Raw genomic sequence first — 17259 nt, 5'->3', positions numbered from 1 at the left:
AATGCCGCCTAGCGTGAGCCCAACATAACAAGAAACTGCGGGCATCAGGGGTTTCGGCGTGAAGGGCAAGGCCATAACGATGATCGGCATCGCTGCCGTTTTCGGCGCGATCTCGATCTTTGCCGCGGATTTCTGGGTCAAGAGCCAGGCCAAGGCCGATGCCGGGGAAAAGACGGCATCGATCGCCGCTCCAACCCCGCCTAAGATCGAATTCAAAACCATCGTCGTGGCGAACGCGCCGTTGCGTTACGGCATGGAGATCGACCGCGCCAAGCTCAGCGAAATCCCGTGGCCGCAGGATTCCCTGCCGCAGGGCGCTTTTGCCACCATCGACGGATTGCTCGGCGAAGGCGGCCGCGTGGTGCTGACGCCGATCGAGGTCAACGAGCCGGTGCTGCTGGCCAAGCTGTCGGGACCGAACGGCCGTGCGACGCTCTCCAACATGCTTGCGCCAGGAATGCGGGCCGTCACCATCCGCACCGACGAGATCGCCGGCGTCGGCGGCTTCGTCACGCCGGGCGACCGGGTCGATGTCGTGCTGACACGCGATGCCGGCGCAATCCAGGAAGTGGCCAAGAATGCCCAAGGGGCTGCTGGTTCGACCGTCACCTCCGAGATTGTCGTCGCCGATGCCAAGGTGCTCAGCGTCGGCCAGGGCGCCGACGAGCGTCAGACGACGCCGCAGGTGGCCAATTCCGTGACCATCCAGGTGACGACCGATGGCGCGCAGAAAGTGGCGCTTGCCCGCACCGTCGGCACGTTGTCGCTGTCGCTGCGGTCGGCCAGCGAAGGCGGTGACGGCAATGGCGGCGTCACCACCATTTCCTCCTTCGGCGGATCGGTGGCGTCCAAGGCCGAGGCGGCGGCCGGCTCGCTGTTCGACGCGGTGGCCAAAGAGCCCGAGAAGCCGAAATTCAAGACGGTCATCGTGACACGCGGCACACAGGCCGAGGAATATCAGGTTCCTTCGCGGGACCAGAAATAAAGGCCGGTGGGGACCGGACGGGACGGACAATGTTGATGCGTACGCTATATCGAATGACGGGTCGGCGGCACTTCGTGCGCGCCTTGGCGATGGTCGTCTCGCTGGCCGCGAGCGGAGTGCTCGCTTTATCCGGCGCTGCCAGGGCGGACAACGATGTCGTCCACGTCTCGTCGACCAGGAATGCATCGATCAAGGTCGCCAAGGGCAAGCCCAAGACGATCATGACGAGTGCAGCTTTCTACCAGATCGTGATCGGCGATCCGGAGATCGCCAACGTCAACCCACTGACCGACAAGTCTTTCTACGTGCTCGGCAACAATCTCGGCACCACCGGTATCGCGCTGTTCGACGACAAGAAGCAACTGGTCGGCACCATCGACATCGAGGTGACGCTCGACACCGACCAACTGGCGAGCACGATCCGCGCCAGCGTGCCGGATGCCAAGATCAAGGTCGGCTCGGCCAATGGCCGTGTCGTGCTGTCGGGCGAGGCGGATGACGCGGTCGCCGCCGAAAAGGCAAACAAGATCGCCACCCGCTTCTCCGGCAAGGAAGAAGTGATCAACTCGGTCAACATCTCATCGTCGCAGCAGGTCCAGCTCAACGTCCGTTTCGTCGAGATCAACCGCCAGGCAGGCCAGGATCTCGGCGCCAAATACAGCGCCAACTTTGCCTACGGCTTTGGTGGGCGCGATGTCTCGCTTGACCCGGGGTCGGTGCCGGCGGCAGGAACCGGTGAAGCCATCGGCCGGCTGCTGTCCAACGGCGTCTCGATTGACATCGCCATCAAGGCCCTGGAAGAGCGCGGCCTTGCCCGACGCCTCGCGGAACCAAACCTTATTGCCCGGTCCGGCGAGACGGCGAGCTTCCTGGCCGGCGGCGAATTTCCGATCCCGGTTTCGGAGGACAATGGCAAGATCTCGGTCAGCTACAAGAAATATGGCGTCAGCCTCGACTTCACGCCGACCGTGCTCAAGGACGGGCTGGTGAGCCTCGACATCGCGCCGGAAGTGTCCTCCATCGATGCGTCGGCCTCCTACAATATCGGCAACATTTCGGTGCCCGGTTTCATCGTTCGCCGCGCCAAGACGTCGGTCGACCTGAAGAACGGCCAGAGCTTCATGATCGCGGGGCTGCTGCAGTCGCAGAACGACATCACCACCTCGCGCATTCCAGGCCTCGGCAAGATGCCGGTGCTCGGACCGCTGTTCTCGTCTAAATCGTATCAGCGGCGCGAGACGGACCTCGTCATCATCGTCACGCCCTATCTGGTCAAGCCCGTCGATCCGTCGAAGAAGATGGCCGGGCCGACGGACGGCACTCAACCGGCCAGCAACGTCGACTATTTTCTCAACAACACCGAGGAGGTGAAGGGGGCGAACAACGGCCGTGCGCTGGCGTTGGCCGATGGCAGCGCCGCGCGGACGGCCACCACGGTCGGTCATTTCCTCGACCTGCCGAAGGATTGAAGCGATGCGTGTGATCCTGAGAGCAAGCATCGTGTTTCTTGCCGGCATCGCCGCCGGCTGCACCAGCGACGACTATGTGCGCAGCGAAGGTCCGACGATAGGCGCCGGCGAAGCGCAGGCCGCCAACACGGTCATGCAGATGGTCGATCCGTGGAAGTACGGTGTCCAGAACACCCGACTCCTCGTGCCGGCCAAGCGCGGTGATGCCGCACCCGTCACATCCGACCAGGCGGCCGGCGCGAAGACGGCGCAGACAAGCACAAGTAACTGATTCCGGCGGGCAACTGATCCAGGCGGCGATCGACTTCACAGGCGGCGAGAATGGCAAACGGCATCAAGACCAAGAAGATTCTGCTCGTGTCGACGGACGGGACCTTCGTGCAGGACACACGCACCGCATTCGCCGCCTCCGAGATCATCCAGCTCTCGACAGTGGAAAAGAATGTCACCGAACTGCGCGGCGAGATACAGGAAACCGACTTCGGCGCCATCATCGTCGATATGGACGCGGCGAAGCTGGAGGAGATCGAATCGCTGCAGCGCGTCATGCGCAGACTGGAGGGCAAGGCCCCGGTGGTCGTCGTCACCCAGGAGTTCAACGCCGCCGTCGTCCGCATCCTGGTGCAGCTCAAGGTCGCGGACTTTCTCGTCAAGCCGATCACCACGGCCGACCTGGTGCGCTCGGTCGTGCGGGCCCTGCAAGGGCCGGGGCGCGAGGAAAACACCGAGTCGCAGATCTACACCTTCATGCCGGCCGCGGGCGGTGTCGGCACCACGACGCTGGCGCTGCAGACGGCGTTCCAGCTGCATCACTCGGTGACGCGCGGCGCCTCGACCTGCGTGGTCGATCTCAATTTCCAGCAGGGCGCCTGCGCGGAATATCTCGACCTCGAGCCGCGTTTCGACATCACCGAGATCGAGAACCAGCCCGAGCGCCTCGACCGGCAGTTGCTGGACGTGATGCTGTCGAAGCATGCGAGCGGATTGTGCGTGCTCGCCGCGCCCGCGCGTCCGTCGGAAATGCGCTCATTCAAGACCGATGTCGTGGTGCGCATGCTGGACCTCGTCTCGGCCTATTTCGACAATGTCGTCATCGACATGCCCCGCACCTGGTTTCCTTGGACGGAGACGGTGCTGCTCGGATCCAACAAGCTCTATATCGTCACCGAGATGACGGTGCCTTGCCTGCGCCATACGCAGCGCCTCATCCAGGCAATCTACGAGACCGCCGGCAAGGAAGTGAAGCCGAACGTCATCGTCAACCGCTTCGAGCAGAAGATGTTCGACAACGGCATCAAGCAGGCGGATGTTCAGGAAATCCTTGGCGAGCATTTCGTCGGCGGCATCGCCAACAACTACCGGCTGGTGCGGGAGGCGGTCGACCGTGGCGTGCCGTTGCACGAGATCGATCCGAACGCCAACGTCGTCAACGACCTGAAGAAGATCATCCTCCCGGAGGAGGTAGCCGCGACCGCGCGCAAATCGACGTCGCTGTTCGGCCTCGGCAAGGGTCTTTTGAAGAGGAGGGCCGGATGACCAGTCGCTTTTCGACCCTGCAGAACCGCGATGCGCGGCCGCAGCGTTCGTCCGAAACAACGCCGGTCGCGCATCACGCGGTGGTGATCCCGACGAGCCGAAAGGCTTTGCCGGTAAAAGCCGAGGTCGCACCGGCAAAGAACGCCAACAGGGTGCTCGATGCCCGCGTACGCATTCATCGGATGCTGCTCGAGGAAATCAACCTTGTCGCCCTGGAGCGCTTGCCGAGGGACGAAATGCGGCGGCAGGTGCATGATTTCGTCTCGGAAAAAACCCGCCAGGAGCGGATGGCGATCAACACCGCCGAACTTGACGCGCTGGTCGACGACATCGTCGACGAGATGGTTGGCCTGGGCCCGCTGGAGCCGCTGCTCAAGGATCCCGACATCAACGACATCCTGATCAACGGCCACCAGAACTGCTTCGTCGAGAAGAAGGGCAAGCTGCAGCAGGTGCACATTCCGTTCAAGGATGAGGCGCATCTGCTTAGAATCATTAACAAGATCGTCGCGGCCGTCGGCCGCCGCGTCGACGAATCGCAGCCAATGGTCGATGCCCGCATGCTGGACGGCTCACGCTTCAACGCGGCCATCCGCCCGGTGGGCGTCGACGGGCCGCTGGTGTCGATCCGCAAATTCTCCAAGAACAAGCTTGGCCTGCACAAGCTGGTCGAGTTCGGCGCCATCACCCAGAACATGGCCGAAGTGCTGGCCGCGGCGGTCCATGCCCGCAAGACGACGATCATTTCCGGCGGCACCGGCACCGGCAAGACAACGATGCTCAACGCATTGTCGGCCTTCATCCCGGAAGACGAGCGGCTGATCACGATCGAGGATGCCGCCGAGCTTCAGCTGCAGCAGCCGCATGTCGCGCGCATGGAGACGCGACCTGCCAACATCGAGGGCCATGGCGAACTGAAGCAACGCGATCTCGTCAAGAACGCGCTGCGCATGCGCCCCGACCGCGTCATCCTCGGCGAGTGCCGCGGCGAGGAGGCTTTCGACATGCTGCAGGCGATGAACACCGGCCATGAAGGATCGATGGCGACCATCCATGCCAACACGCCGCGCGATGCCATTTCGCGCCTCGAACAGATGCTGGGCATGACCGGCATGCCGATGACGGTACAGTCGATCCGCAGCCAGATCGCCAGCGCCATCGACATCATTGTCCAGTTGACCAGGCTTTCCGACGGCAAGCGCAAGGTCACAAGCGTCGCCGAGGTGACGGGCATGGAAGGCGATGTCATCCAGATGCAGGAGATCTTCCGCTTCGTGCGCACCGGTATGGATGCGGACGGCGGGGTTCTCGGCTATTTCGAAGCGACCGGCATCCGGCCGCGCTTCCTCGAGGACCTGCGCGCCATGGGCATCGAATTTCCCGGACGCTATTTCGAACCCGGCCGGCCGCAGGAGTAGCCAAGTGTTCGACGGATTCAGCGCGATCTACGTCGTCTATGCCGGAGCCGCGCTGACCGGCATCCTGATCGCCGAGGCCTGTTATCTTCTCTACGCTGGCCGCAGCGACAAGCGCGCCGCCATCAACCGGCGCATGAAGCTGCAGGAAAACAAGATCAGCCAGGAACAGGTGCTGATCCAGCTGCGCAAGGAGCGCGGCCTCGATGCCGGCACGTCGCGGTTCTCGCCAGACCGGTTCCGTGCCCTGCGCACACAGTCGGGCATGATCATGCCGCTGTCGAAGTTCCTGACGATCACCTGCGGCGTGGCGATGGCCGCGGTCCTGGTCGCCGTCTGGTATGGGTTGCCGCTGCTCATGGGACTCATCCTGTTCTTCGTGCTGGCGCCTCTGCTGCCGGTGGTCGCGATGCGCTTCATGCGCAAACGGCGGCACAAGCGTTTCGGCATGCAACTGCCGGAGGCGCTGGAGCTGATTACGCGCGGCCTCAAGGCCGGCCACCCGGTGCCGGTGGCCATCGCCATGGTGTCGCGCGAAATGCCCGATCCGATCGGTACCGAGTTCGGTGTCGTTGCCGATGAGGTGACCTACGGCTCCGATCTGGTTTCGGCCTTGAACAACCTGTTCGATCGCGTGGGGCACGAAGACCTGCCGCTATTCGTCACCGCCGTCTCGATCCAGTCCAGTTCGGGCGGCAACCTGCGTGAAATCCTCGACGGCCTGTCGTCGACAATACGCGAGCGCGGCAAGCTGCGGCGCAAGGTGCGCGCCATTTCGACCGAAGGCCGCCTGTCCGCCTACATCCTGACGGCAATACCGGCGCTTTTGTTTGCCGCCATCATGGCGTTGATGCCGGGGTTCTACAGGGACGTCTGGGGGGTGCCGAAAACCTGGTACATGCTTGGCGGGTCGGTTACCTGGCTGATGCTGGGCAATCTGATCATGTTCAAGATGTCGAATTTCAGGTTCTGACATGCGCGGTTTCATCGAATTCCTCGCCTCGCTTGCGCCGACCTCCTTGATCCCGGTGGCCGTTACGCTTCTGGCCGTGGGTGTTGTCGCGGTCGCCTGGCCGATGGTGGTTGCCAAGGGTGATCGCAATGACGTGAAGCGCCGCCTCAAGGTTGACGACAGTCGCGTGGCCGCGAAACCCGAGCCAGTGCAGAAGAAGAACGCCGGCGTCGTGCGCGAGAAGGCGGTGAAACGGGCGCAGGAATTCTACGCCAAGAGCGACCCGGAAAATGTTGCCCGGCTGCGCATGAAGCTGATCCAGGCGGGCTACATGGAGCCGCGCGCCGTCGGCATGTTCTTCCTCATTCGCTTCGCGGCACTGGTGGGTGCCGCGACGGGAGCCTTTGTGATCAACCGCTGGATGGCCAGCGCCGACGCGACGATGGCCAGCCGCTGGGCGTTCGTCATCCTGACGGGCGTGGCCGGCTACTTCCTGCCCGGCCTGGTGCTGACCCAGAAAGTGCGGGAGAAGATGCGCGAATACCGCAACGGCTTTCCTGACTTCATGGACCTGTTGATCGTCTGCTCGGATGCGGGCATGAGCATGGAGGCGGGCGTCGAGCGCGTCTCGAAAGAACTCGCCAAGACCTATCCCGCGCTCAGCCAGAATCTGCAGCTGGTGTCACTGGAATTGAGGGCCGGGCGCAGCCTTGACGACGCGCTGAAGGCGCTCGCCGATCGACTCAGCCTGGACGAGGTGCGTTCTTTCGCGACGCTGCTGCAGCAGTCGAAGGAACTCGGCACCAGCCTGTCGGGCGCGCTACGGGTCTTCTCCGACGAAATGCGTCATAAGCGCATGTCGCTGGCCGAGGAGAAGGCACATGCCTTGCCGGCCAAGATGTCGGTGCCGGTCACGGTGTGCATCCTGCCGGTGGTGCTGATGATCGCGATCATTCCGATCATCGTCAAATTGACAGGCGGGCACTAGATGTGTCGGGATGAGTTCAGCCCGGCTTGAACTCATCCCGACGTGTCCCGCGGAGCAATCCACAAGCATGGCGTTCGCGATCAAGGCCAAAATTGCCAACCCCGGCGCGACGACATTCGCCTTCACCGCGCAAAGGACGATGTATGGCGGCAAGCATGTCGCCAAGGGCGATGCGATTTTTCTGAGCGACTTCATTGTAGCGCTTGGGTGGGCGCCTGAATTATCGGTTGCACTGTCCCGTTGTTTGGCCGGCACCTGGTGGTTAACGGCCGGTTTCTCGGAGACCGAATCTTAGCTGCATTTCGGCACCGAAGCTTAACCGCTGTGCTGTAACGTCCTTGCTGAAGAACGACCCGACAAATCGGGCGACGGGGCAGGGCATGCGTCAGGGAAATTTTGCGGCGGCGGCCACCATGGCGGCCGTCCTTATGATCACCGGGTGTACGACGAACGACAACGTCGACACGACCAAGACTACCGCCATTCAGCCTGCGGCAAAGAACATCGACACCTCCGATCTGGCGCAGGGCAAAGCGCAGTTTCGCGACGCCAATTATGGTCTGGCCGAACAGCATTTCCGCAAGGCCGTCGAATTGAAGGCCGACAATGCGGAAGCCTGGATGGGGCTTGCCGCATCCTATGACGAGCTCGGCCGCTTCGACTTTGCCGACCGCGCCTACGACCAACTCCTGAAAGTCGCCGGCCGCAGGCCACAGATCGTCAACAATATGGGCTATTCGCAACTGTTGCGCGGCAACAAGAAGAAAGCCAGGGCGCTGCTGCTCGAGGCCAAGGCCGGCATGGCCGATCCGACGGTTGTCAACGCCAATCTTGCCTTGCTGAACAAGGGCTGATGGGCAAGTCCGAGCCGGTCAAGCCGGCCTTGCATTCGGCTTAGGCCGAGAGACTACTATTCGGCCGCCCCCAGATAGTCCGACAGCGGCGGGCAGGAGCAGACGAGGTTGCGGTCGCCCGCGACATTGTCGATGCGCGACACCGGCGGCCAGTATTTTGCGGCGGTATCCACGTTGCCCGCGGGATAGGCCGCCTCCAGCCGCGAATAGGGATGGGTCCACGTGCCGGCCAGCGCCTCGGCGGCAGTGTGCGGCGCGTTGACCAGCGGGTTGTCGGCCAACGGCCATTCGCCCTTTGCTACCTTCGCCGCTTCGCCGGCGATCGCGATCATGGCCTCGCAGAAGCGATCGAGTTCACCTTTCGGCTCGGATTCCGTCGGCTCCACCATCAGCGTGCCGGCGACCGGGAACGACATGGTCGGTGCATGGAAACCATAGTCGATCAACCGCTTGGCGATGTCATCGACGCTGATGCCGGCGCGCTCCTTGAGCACGCGGGTGTCGAGGATGCATTCATGAGCGATACGATCGCTCCTGCCCTTGTAAAGGAGCGGGAAGTACGACGCGAGCCGCGTCGCCACATAATTGGCCGAGATGATGGCGGTCTCCGTCGCCTGCTTGAGACCGGAAGCGCCCATCATGCGGATGTACATCCAGGTGATCGGCAGGATGGAAGCACTGCCGAACGGTGCCGCCGATACGGCATGGCCTGAGCCTTCGGTAACATGGCCCGGCAGATAGGGTTCCAGATGCGCCTTGACGCCGATCGGGCCGACGCCGGGACCGCCGCCGCCATGCGGGATGCAGAACGTCTTGTGCAGGTTCATGTGGCAGACGTCGGCGCCGATGTCGCCGGGGCGGGCGAGGCCGACCAGGGCGTTTAAGTTGGCGCCATCGAAATAGACCTGGGCACCATGCTCGTGGATGAGGGCGCAGAGGTGGCGCGCGCCTTCCTCGTAGACGCCATGCGTCGAGGGATAGGTGAACATCAGCGCCGCGAGGTTCCTGGAATGCTTGTTGGCCTTGGCCCTGAGATCGTCCATGTCGATATTGCCGTCCTCGGTGCAGCGCACGACGACGACGCTCATGCCCGCCATCGCCGCGCTCGCCGGATTGGTGCCATGCGCCGAGGACGGGATCAGGCAGACGGTGCGATGGCCTTCGCCACGCGAGCGGTGGTAGGCGCGGATGGCCAGCAGCCCGGCATATTCGCCCTGGCTGCCGGCATTGGGCTGCAGGCTTACCGCGTCGAAGCCGGTGATCTCCGACAGCCAGACCTCAAGGTCGCCGACCATGGCGCGATAGCCCGCCGAATGGCTGGCCGGCGCGAAGGGATGCAGATTGGCGACGCTTGGCCAACTCACCGGCATCATCTCTGCAGCGGCATTGAGCTTCATGGTGCAGGAGCCGAGCGGGATCATGGCGCGATCGAGCGCAAGATCCTTGTCGGCCAACCGGCGCAGAAAGCGCATCATTTCGGTTTCCGAATGATTTTCGTGGAACACCGGCTGGGTGAGAAACTCCTTGCCGCGTCCTTTTCCAGGCATGCTGCCGTCGGCGGCGCCGGCTGCCTTGGCGCCGAACAGCGCGGCGATCGCCTCCAGATCGGCTTCGGTCGAGGTTTCATCAAAGCTGATGCCGACATGGTCGGCGTCGATGACGCGCAGCAGCCGGCCGGTTTCTTCGGCGGCCGTGGCGATCGCTTTCGCCTTGCCCTTCATTTCAACCGTCACCGTGTCGAAGCGGCTTGTGCCGAGCACGGGCAGGCCAGCGGCTTTCAGGCCCGCCGCAAGGCGGTTGGCGAGCCCATGGATGCGGCCGGCAATCGCCTGCAGCCCGGCGGGGCCATGCCAGATGGCATAGGCGGTCGCCATGTTGGCGAGCAGCGCCTGCGCGGTACAGATGTTGGACGTCGCCTTGTCGCGGCGGATGTGCTGTTCGCGTGTCTGCAAGGCGAGCCGGTAGCCGGGACGGCCCTTGCTGTCGGTCGACTGGCCGACGAGGCGGCCGGGCATCAGCCGCGTCAGTCTGTCGGAGACCGCGCAATAGGCGGCGTGCGGGCCACCAAAGCCCATCGGCACGCCAAAGCGCTGCATCGGGCCGACGGCGATATCGGCGCCAAGTTTCGCCGGAGCGTCGGTCAGCGTAAGACCGAGCGGGTCGGAAATGAAGACGACGATGGCGCCGGTCGCGCGGGCCTTTTCGATCGCCGCCTTATGGTCGCCATAGACACCGAACGTATCCGGCCAGGAGACGAGCAGGGCGGCGGTGTTGTCGTCGATCGTCTCGCCGTCGACCTCGATGCCGAGCGGCTCGGCGCGCGTGCGCACAACATCCAGCGTCTGCGGATGCGGTGTGCCGGCAAGCGCCACCTTGGTGCGCTTGTCGCGATGGTGGCGCAAGGCAATGCCGACGGCTTCGGCCACCGCCGTTGCCTCATCGAGCAGCGAGGCCGACGCGACCGGCAGACCGGTCAGTTCGGTGACCAGTGTCTGGAAATTGAACAGCATTTCCAGCCGGCCCTGGCTGATCTCCGCCTGGTAAGGGGTATAGGCAGTGTACCAGGCCGGGTTCTCGAACAGATTGCGCTGGATGACCGGCGGCACGTGGACGCCATGGTAGCCGGCGCCAATGAAGCTCTTCAGCACCGTGTTCCTGGCCATGGTCGCCGACAATTCGGCCAGCGCTTCGGCTTCGCTGGCCGGCGCGGGCAAGGCCAGCGGCTGGTCGAGGCGGATCGATCTTGGCACGGCCTGGCTGATCAGCGTCTCGACGGAAGGAACGCCGATGACGGCGAGCATGGCTCTGACATCGTTGATGCCGGGGCCGATATGGCGGGCGGAAAAGGGGGTAGGTGCTGCGGTCATTTTTATCGTCCTGCTATCAGCCGATATGGGCTTTGTAGGCGGTCTCATCCATCAGGCCGGCGAGCTGGCTTTCATCGGCGAGCCTCATCTTCCATAGCCAGCCGGCGCCGGTCGCCGCCGAATTGACCAGCGACGGGTCGGACGACAGCATGCCATTGGCCTCGGTGATCTCGCCGTCGACCGGCGCATAGACGTCGGAGGCGGCCTTGACGGATTCGACCACGACGGCGGTGTCACCCTTGGTGAGCTTCCTTCCCGTCTCGGGCAATTCGACGAAGACGAGGTCGCCGAGTTGCTCCTGGGCATAGTCGGTGATGCCGACAGTGGCGACGCCGCCTTCGACACTGAGCCATTCGTGATCGGCGGTGAAATAGGTCTTTGCCATGAAATTTATCCTTTGCGGTAGCGATGGGGAATAAAGGGCAGGGAACTGATATCGACCGGGATCTTCGTGCCGCGCACGTCGGCGAAGACCCGGGTTCCGGGCTTTGCCAGCGGCGCGGCGACATAGCCCATGGCGACCGGATGACCGGCCGAGGGGCCGAAGCCGCCCGACGTGACATGGCCGGCAGGGTGGCCGTCGGCGTCAAAGAGCGCGGCGCCGGCGCGCACCGGCTGGCGGCCTTCCGGCTTCAGCCCGACTCGCTTTTGCGCCGGGCCGCGTTCCACGGCGGCGCGCAAGGCATCGGCGCCGATAAAGGTGCCGGAAGCCCTGGTGTCCTTCGGGATCGCCCACATCAGCGCCGCGGCGGCGGGGTCTGTCTCCGGTGTGATATCCTGGCCATGCAGGCAAAGTCCGGCCTCCAGCCGCAGGCTGTCGCGCGCGGCGAGACCGATCCAGAGCACGCGCTCATCACCCAGCAGCTTCGCGACGAGGTCGCGCGCATCGGTCTCCGGAAGACCGATCTCGAAACCATCCTCGCCGGTATAGCCGGACCGGCTCATGAACCAGTTCTTCCTGGGTTCGACCCCATGCATGAACAGCAACGAGCCGGTTTCGATGCCCGCACGGGACAGCACTGCCCAGGCCTCGGGCCCCTGGATGGCCAGGAAGACGCGGTCGAGCGGCTCGACCATGGCGTCGAAACCGGCTGCAAGTTCACGCAGGTGCTTTTCGTCGGCGATGGCGTTGCCGGCATTGGCGACCACCATGAAACGGTCGGCGCCGAGCCGGGTGACGATCAGGTCATCCAGGATGCCGCCGGCTTCATTGAGGAAGAACGTCAGCTTGGATTGCGAAACTTCGAGCGCGCCGGCGTCCAGCGGGCAGGAGCGGTCGAGCAGCGCAACGGCTTGCGGCCCGCTGACCTCGAACAGTTTCATATGCGAGATGTCGAAGAGACCCGCGTGCTCGCGGGTATGCAGATGTTCCTTCATGACGCCGGCCGGGTAGGTCAGCGGCATCGACCAGCCGGCAAAGGCGCCGAAGCGCGCGCCTGCGGCCGTGTGGATATCCTCGAGGGGAAGGTGTTTATCGTCGTTGCCCGTCATGTCGTCTCCAGAGTCGCACGCAATCGGCCGCGAATGGCGACCAGTCCGTGCCCCTCTGTCTGAAGCCTGAGAGACTCGCGCAGCCGGAACTCTGTCAGCGGCGCTTACACCTTCGGCGCGGGGGCAAGCCCCGACTTTCCAGAGTGTCTTTCCCGTCCACGGTTCTTTTGCCTGAGAGATTTCGGGCGATTTCCCCTTCGGCGGCAGCTCTCGCTGCTCTCTCCCGCAAACAGGTAGGACTCAAAGCCTGAGCCCTCGACGCGCCATCCATAGCCCGTCGGCGACACCTTGTCACCTCCCAGCGACATCTAAAGCGCGTCGTGCTGAAGCGGGTTTGGGCGATGCGCGTTGGATATTTGTTCTGATGCATGTTGCTTGCTCTCCCAAAACCGCTGCACACCTCGGGTCGAGCCCGAGGGCCTGCTTTTGGGCGACATACATTGGCCGAGAAGTCTTTGCTAACCACGCCATTTGCCCGTTTTTCAAGACATTCATGATACAGCAGGCTGATGTGACGCGTTGCGCGGACGGGGACGACAAATGGGCGAATTGATCATGAGCGCGCCGGTGGCGGGGCTGACATCAAAGATTAGCATTGCTCCGGAGGATGTGGTGATGCTGCGCCGCGACGTGTTCGCCGATGGTGTGGTCACGCGCGGCGAGGCGGAGGCGCTGTTCGCGCTCGACCAGACGGCGCGGAACAAGTGCGCGGAGTGGGCGCCATTCTTTGTCGAGGCAGTGACCGATTACATCGTCCATCAGGAAAGGCCGGAGGGCTACATCTCGCAAGACAATGCCGACTGGCTGATCCGCACGATCTCGCGGGACGGCATGGTCGACCGCGGAACCGAACTCGAATTGCTGGTCCATGTGCTGGAAGAGGCTAAATCGTCGCCGGGCCGGCTCTGCGTCTACGCCCTCGAGCAAGTCGCCCACGCCGTCATCGACGGCAAGGGACCGCTGATGCTGGGCGGCGCCCTGGTTCCGGGATTGATCGCCAAGGCGGAGGTCGAGCTCCTGCGCCGCATCCTCTACGCCCATGGCGGTGACGGCAACATCGCCATTACCCGCGGCGAGGCCGAGGTGCTGTTCAGGATCAATGAACAGACTGCCCATGCCAACAACGACCCCTCCTGGAACGAGCTGTTCGTCAAGGCGATCGCCAACTTCGTCATGTGCTCGGCCGGTTATGAAGCGCCGACCCGCGATGTGGCATTGCGCCAGGAAAGCTTCCTCGATCAAGCCGACCCGGAAATCGGCGGCTTCTTCAGCCGCATGGTCTCCGGTGGCCTTGCCGGAATCATCGAGGCCTACCGGTCCCCGGATGACATCGAAGTCGAATGGGAGGCGAAGAACAGGGCGGCGGAGGCCTTTGCCCGGCGCGCCGAAACGATCGATGCCGGCGAAGCCAAATGGCTGGTCGAGCATATCGGGCTGAATCGGCCTCTCTACGAAAACGAGCGTGCACTGCTGACCCTGATCAAGCATGCCTCGCCGGAAATCCATCCGGCCCTAAAGCCGCTGCTCGAAAAGGTTGCTTGAGTATTGGCTGTTAAGCCGTCGACGTCGGAGCACTATTCTCTCTGACTATCAAATACCACCATACCAGTCGTAGCCATTGTCTTCCCAGTAGCCGCCGCGGCCGCCGCCGACATCGGCGAATCCGTCGACCAACTCGATCTTGTAAAGATACTTGGGCATCTTGTAGCCCAGCTGGCGCTCGACGCGGACGCGTAGCGGCGCGCCGTTCTCGACGGGCAGCGGCTTGCCGTTCAGGCCATAGGCGAGGATCGTCTGCGGGTGGCGTGCGTCAATCAGGTCGATGGTGCCGTAGTATTTGACGTCGCCCGACAGGCTGCGGTCGATCGTGTCGAGACAATGGAACATGACATAGCGAGCCTGCGGCTTCACCACCGCCTGGTCCAGCACCAGCGACAGCGGCGTGCCGGTCCATTTGGCGATGCAGCTCCAGCCCTCGACGCAGTCGTGACGCGTGATCTGGGTGCGGCTCGGCATGTTCTGGAGCTGCTCGCGGCTGAGCGACAGCGGCTTTTCGACAAGGCCGGAAACCTCCAATCGCCAGTCGGCGAAATTGTTGGCGAGCAGGGCCTTGTAGGCGTCGTCATCGGGCGCCGTGACGCCGTTCGGCCGCATTGGCTGACGGATATCGGCCTCGGTGAATTCCTGTGCAAGCGAATCGCGGCCTGCAAGCAGGCGTTGCGCTCGGTGTGTGAGATCATTGGCGTTCTCGAGGAAGCTGCGCAGGCCGTCGCCGATGCTCAGCTGGCTGTCGAAGGCATCGCAACCCGACAAGATGATGCCTGAGGCGCCAAGGCTGGCGGCGGTCAGGAATTTCCGGCGGCTGATCTGGAACTTCGCCATGTCAGGCACTCCTCTGCGCTGTTTCATCGTCCGGTGCTGGAGGATCGGTGCGATACCAGCCGGTGATGATCGAGCGCAGCTCGTTGATCGGTCCCGCGGCGAGGATCATCAGGATGTGGATAATGAAGAAGGCGACCAGCAGCACCATGACGGTGAAATGGATGGTGCGCGCCGTCTGCCGGCCGCCGAGCAGGTCGTTCAGGAACGGCAGCACCGAATTCATGCTCGGCGACATGGCAAGGCCGGTGATGACCATCAGCGGCAAGAGCACGAACAGCACGCCGCCATAGGCCATCTTCTGCAGCGTGTTGTATTCACGTGTGTGGTGGAACTTCAGCTTTGCATGATCGACGATGTCCTGTGGCAGCCGCTTGAGGTCGTCGAGGCGTGGTGCAAGGTCGCGCCGGATATGGCCGTTGATCAGGCTGGCGACCAGCCACACGATCAGCGTCGTCACGAGGATCCAGGCGAAGAAGAAATGCACCACGCGGGCCGTGCCGAGATCATAGTAGGAAGGGATGGTCGCCCAGGATGGGAAACCGCGCGCCGTCTCGTTGCCCGACGGACCCGACCAGCCAAGCACGCCTGTCGTGTCGAAGCGGTGCCCGAAGATTTCCGTGTAGCCGCGCGGCCCTGCGTCGGTATTCTCGGCGCCAATGGCGAAGACGGTGTTGCTGTAGCCAAAACCCGACTGCTTGCCGATGTAGAGCTGTGGTCGGGCATTGAATATCTGCAGGCCGGAAAGCAGCATGAAAAACAGTGAGATGGCCCAGATCCAATGCGTCGTGCGCGTCCAGCGCGACTGACGGTAGATCAAGTTCCTGTCACGTGACGCTGGAGCGTCCGGTCCGGCGGTGGGTTCGCTTTTGGCAACCGATTCCATCTTCTCTCGTCTCCCGGCCTGCGCGGCCATTGTCCTCCTGATACGTTGCGATCCAAAACGATGTTTCATCCGATCACGGATTTATTACGAACCGCCCAGGCTGACGGCGAGGTTGACGGCGGCGGCGACGATCACCGTGTTGAAGAAGAACGACAGGATCGAGTGGACAAGCACGACCCGGCGCATATGCGTCGTCGAGATGTTGGTGTCGGCGGTCTGCGCGGTCATGCCGATGACGGTGGAGAAATAGAGGAAATCCCAGCCTTCCGGCCTTTTGTCGCCCGGGAACAGCAGGCCCCCGACGGGGACTTTCTTCTTGGTTCCGGCATCGACCTCTTCGCCGTCCATCCAGTAGACATGGGCATAATGGAGCGCGGCCATGGCATGGATGGTGAACCAGCCGAGCGGGATCGACAGCAGCGCGAAGCCGAGTTCGATGGGATGGCCTTTGTCCTTCTGGTTGATCAACAGGAACAATGAGATGATGGCGAGGCCGACGACGACCAGCGTGACCGCGAAGATGACCAGCACCGGCTGATCGGTGGCGCGCGCATTCTTGCTGAGATAGGTGCCCGTGAACTTCGGCATCTGGGCGACGACCAGTATGACATAGGCGGCAAAGAAGGCGTTGGCGCCGATCGAATAGGCTAGCGGGGCATGAAGGAGCAACGCCACAAGGAGCGCAAAGACACCAATACACGCCGACATTACAAACAGCATGTGCCGCTGCATCGGCTTCTTGATTGGAGGCGTTTCGGCGGCCATGGCGGTCTCCACCCTGAATGGCGCTCTGCTTCTAGAACAGTTCACCGTTTCACGGAAACGGCGAACCGCTCTATCTCTTGTTTTGGCGCAATTCCGGACGGAAAACCGCCAAGCACTTTTCCTGGAATTGCCTTATCTCTTGTTTTGACGCAATTCCGGACGGAAAACCGCTACGCACTTTTCCTGGAATTGCTTCAGCTGGGTGTGGCGGATTTCAGCGCGCGCCGCAAGATACGGTCGAGCTCGCCGAGGAACCGCGAGCGGTCCTGGGGCGCGAAGCTGGCATTGTAGCCCTTGCTTTCGCCTGTCTCGCGCAAATGCTGCTTGAGGTCGCGCATGGCCACCGCCATGCCGATGGTTTCCGGCGTGAAGGGACGTCCGGTGGGCCCAAGCACATGCGCGCCAAGCGCCACCGCACGGGCGGCAAGCGGAATGTCCGCTGTCACCACGACATCGTTGGGTTTGGCGTTCTCGACGATCCAGTCATCGGCGGCGTCGGCGCCTTTGGAGACGACGACGTTGCGGATCATCGGATCGCGTGAGGGCCGCAGGCCGCCATTGGAGACATGGGTGACGACGATGCCAAGGCGGTCGGCGACTTTCTCGACCTCGGCCTTCACCGGGCATGCGTCGGCATCGACGTAGATGGCGGGTGCGGGCATTGTCTCTCCA

Annotated in this window: 17 protein-coding genes and 1 riboswitch; of the genes, 10 read left to right on the top strand and 7 right to left on the bottom strand. The window is 63.0% G+C overall.

Translation table 11 applies throughout. The annotated features are described in order from the left end of the window. The first annotated feature begins 58 nt into the window (after positions 1 to 58). From cpaB to FJ930_RS10955, 9 genes are all read left to right on the top strand, one after another. Positions 59 to 985, top strand: a complete 927-nt coding sequence (gene cpaB, locus FJ930_RS10995) for a Flp pilus assembly protein CpaB (protein ID WP_246676867.1) — start codon at positions 59 to 61, stop codon at positions 983 to 985. Positions 986 to 1014: 29 nt separating this feature from the next. Then, positions 1015 to 2454, top strand: a complete 1440-nt coding sequence (locus tag FJ930_RS10990; RefSeq protein WP_141837520.1) for a type II and III secretion system protein family protein — start codon at positions 1015 to 1017, stop codon at positions 2452 to 2454. A gap of 4 nt (positions 2455 to 2458) precedes the next feature. Beyond that, the gene (locus FJ930_RS10985) at positions 2459 to 2725 is read left to right on the top strand and encodes a hypothetical protein (protein ID WP_141837518.1); all 267 of its coding nucleotides are present in this window, start codon (positions 2459 to 2461) and stop codon (positions 2723 to 2725) included. A gap of 50 nt (positions 2726 to 2775) precedes the next feature. Next, the gene (locus tag FJ930_RS10980; RefSeq protein WP_140741198.1) at positions 2776 to 3990 is read left to right on the top strand and encodes a CpaE family protein; all 1215 of its coding nucleotides are present in this window, start codon (positions 2776 to 2778) and stop codon (positions 3988 to 3990) included. After that, positions 3987 to 5408: a CpaF family protein gene (locus FJ930_RS10975; protein WP_141837516.1), complete on the top strand. Its 1422-nt coding sequence runs from the start codon at positions 3987 to 3989 to the stop codon at positions 5406 to 5408. Before FJ930_RS10980 ends, FJ930_RS10975 begins: the two co-directional genes overlap by 4 nt. 4 nt (positions 5409 to 5412) lie before the next feature. After that, positions 5413 to 6378, top strand: coding sequence for a type II secretion system F family protein (locus tag FJ930_RS10970; RefSeq protein WP_141837514.1), 966 nt, complete (start codon positions 5413 to 5415; stop codon positions 6376 to 6378). A gap of 1 nt (position 6379) precedes the next feature. After that, positions 6380 to 7345 carry a type II secretion system F family protein gene (locus FJ930_RS10965; protein ID WP_141837512.1) on the top strand — a complete coding sequence of 322 codons (966 nt, stop codon included), beginning with the start codon at positions 6380 to 6382 and terminating at the stop codon, positions 7343 to 7345. Positions 7346 to 7412: 67 nt separating this feature from the next. Next, positions 7413 to 7640 carry a hypothetical protein gene (locus FJ930_RS10960; protein WP_141837510.1) on the top strand — a complete coding sequence of 76 codons (228 nt, stop codon included), beginning with the start codon at positions 7413 to 7415 and terminating at the stop codon, positions 7638 to 7640. Positions 7641 to 7725: 85 nt separating this feature from the next. Next, on the top strand, positions 7726 to 8199 hold the full coding sequence (locus FJ930_RS10955) for a tetratricopeptide repeat protein (protein WP_141837507.1): 474 nt from the start codon (positions 7726 to 7728) through the stop codon (positions 8197 to 8199). Positions 8200 to 8255: 56 nt separating this feature from the next. Here the strand turns inward: FJ930_RS10955 and gcvP are convergent, their stop codons facing one another. From gcvP to gcvT, 3 genes are read right to left on the bottom strand one after another with little or no spacing between them, the layout of a single operon-like run. Next, positions 8256 to 11066 carry an aminomethyl-transferring glycine dehydrogenase gene (gcvP, locus tag FJ930_RS10950; RefSeq protein ID WP_141837505.1) on the bottom strand — a complete coding sequence of 937 codons (2811 nt, stop codon included), beginning with the start codon at positions 11064 to 11066 and terminating at the stop codon, positions 8256 to 8258. Positions 11067 to 11082: 16 nt separating this feature from the next. Then, positions 11083 to 11451: a glycine cleavage system protein GcvH gene (gene gcvH / locus FJ930_RS10945; protein ID WP_140741208.1), complete on the bottom strand. Its 369-nt coding sequence runs from the start codon at positions 11449 to 11451 to the stop codon at positions 11083 to 11085. 5 nt (positions 11452 to 11456) lie between these two features. Beyond that, positions 11457 to 12557 carry a glycine cleavage system aminomethyltransferase GcvT gene (gene gcvT / locus FJ930_RS10940; RefSeq protein ID WP_141837503.1) on the bottom strand — a complete coding sequence of 367 codons (1101 nt, stop codon included), beginning with the start codon at positions 12555 to 12557 and terminating at the stop codon, positions 11457 to 11459. 149 nt (positions 12558 to 12706) lie between these two features. Next, a riboswitch (glycine riboswitch) is annotated at positions 12707 to 12793 on the bottom strand. 304 nt (positions 12794 to 13097) lie between these two features. Between gcvT and FJ930_RS10935 the strand changes: the two genes are divergently transcribed. Beyond that, entirely contained in the window at positions 13098 to 14099 is a 1002-nt protein-coding gene (locus tag FJ930_RS10935) for a hypothetical protein (RefSeq protein ID WP_141837502.1), read from the top strand. A gap of 48 nt (positions 14100 to 14147) precedes the next feature. Here the strand turns inward: FJ930_RS10935 and FJ930_RS10930 are convergent, their stop codons facing one another. The 4 genes from FJ930_RS10930 to FJ930_RS10910 all read right to left on the bottom strand — a co-directional run bounded on the left by FJ930_RS10930 (position 14148) and on the right by FJ930_RS10910 (position 17249). Further along, positions 14148 to 14939 carry a molybdopterin-binding protein gene (locus FJ930_RS10930; protein ID WP_141837500.1) on the bottom strand — a complete coding sequence of 264 codons (792 nt, stop codon included), beginning with the start codon at positions 14937 to 14939 and terminating at the stop codon, positions 14148 to 14150. 1 nt (position 14940) lies between these two features. Next, entirely contained in the window at positions 14941 to 15822 is an 882-nt protein-coding gene (locus FJ930_RS10925; RefSeq protein WP_141837498.1) for a cytochrome b/b6 domain-containing protein, read from the bottom strand. An 84-nt stretch (positions 15823 to 15906) separates the two neighbouring features. Beyond that, complete coding sequence (locus FJ930_RS10920; protein WP_141837496.1) at positions 15907 to 16587, bottom strand: DUF1345 domain-containing protein; 681 nt, start codon at positions 16585 to 16587, stop codon at positions 15907 to 15909. 194 nt (positions 16588 to 16781) lie between these two features. Continuing rightward, the gene (locus tag FJ930_RS10910; protein WP_141837492.1) at positions 16782 to 17249 is read right to left on the bottom strand and encodes a YaiI/YqxD family protein; all 468 of its coding nucleotides are present in this window, start codon (positions 17247 to 17249) and stop codon (positions 16782 to 16784) included. Positions 17250 to 17259: the final 10 nt, after the last annotated feature.

Origin of the sequence: Mesorhizobium sp. B2-4-15, assembly GCF_006658505.1 — a bacterium.
Taxonomy (GTDB): Bacteria; Pseudomonadota; Alphaproteobacteria; order Rhizobiales; family Rhizobiaceae; genus Mesorhizobium.
This window is presented reverse-complemented; position numbering and strand designations above follow the sequence as displayed.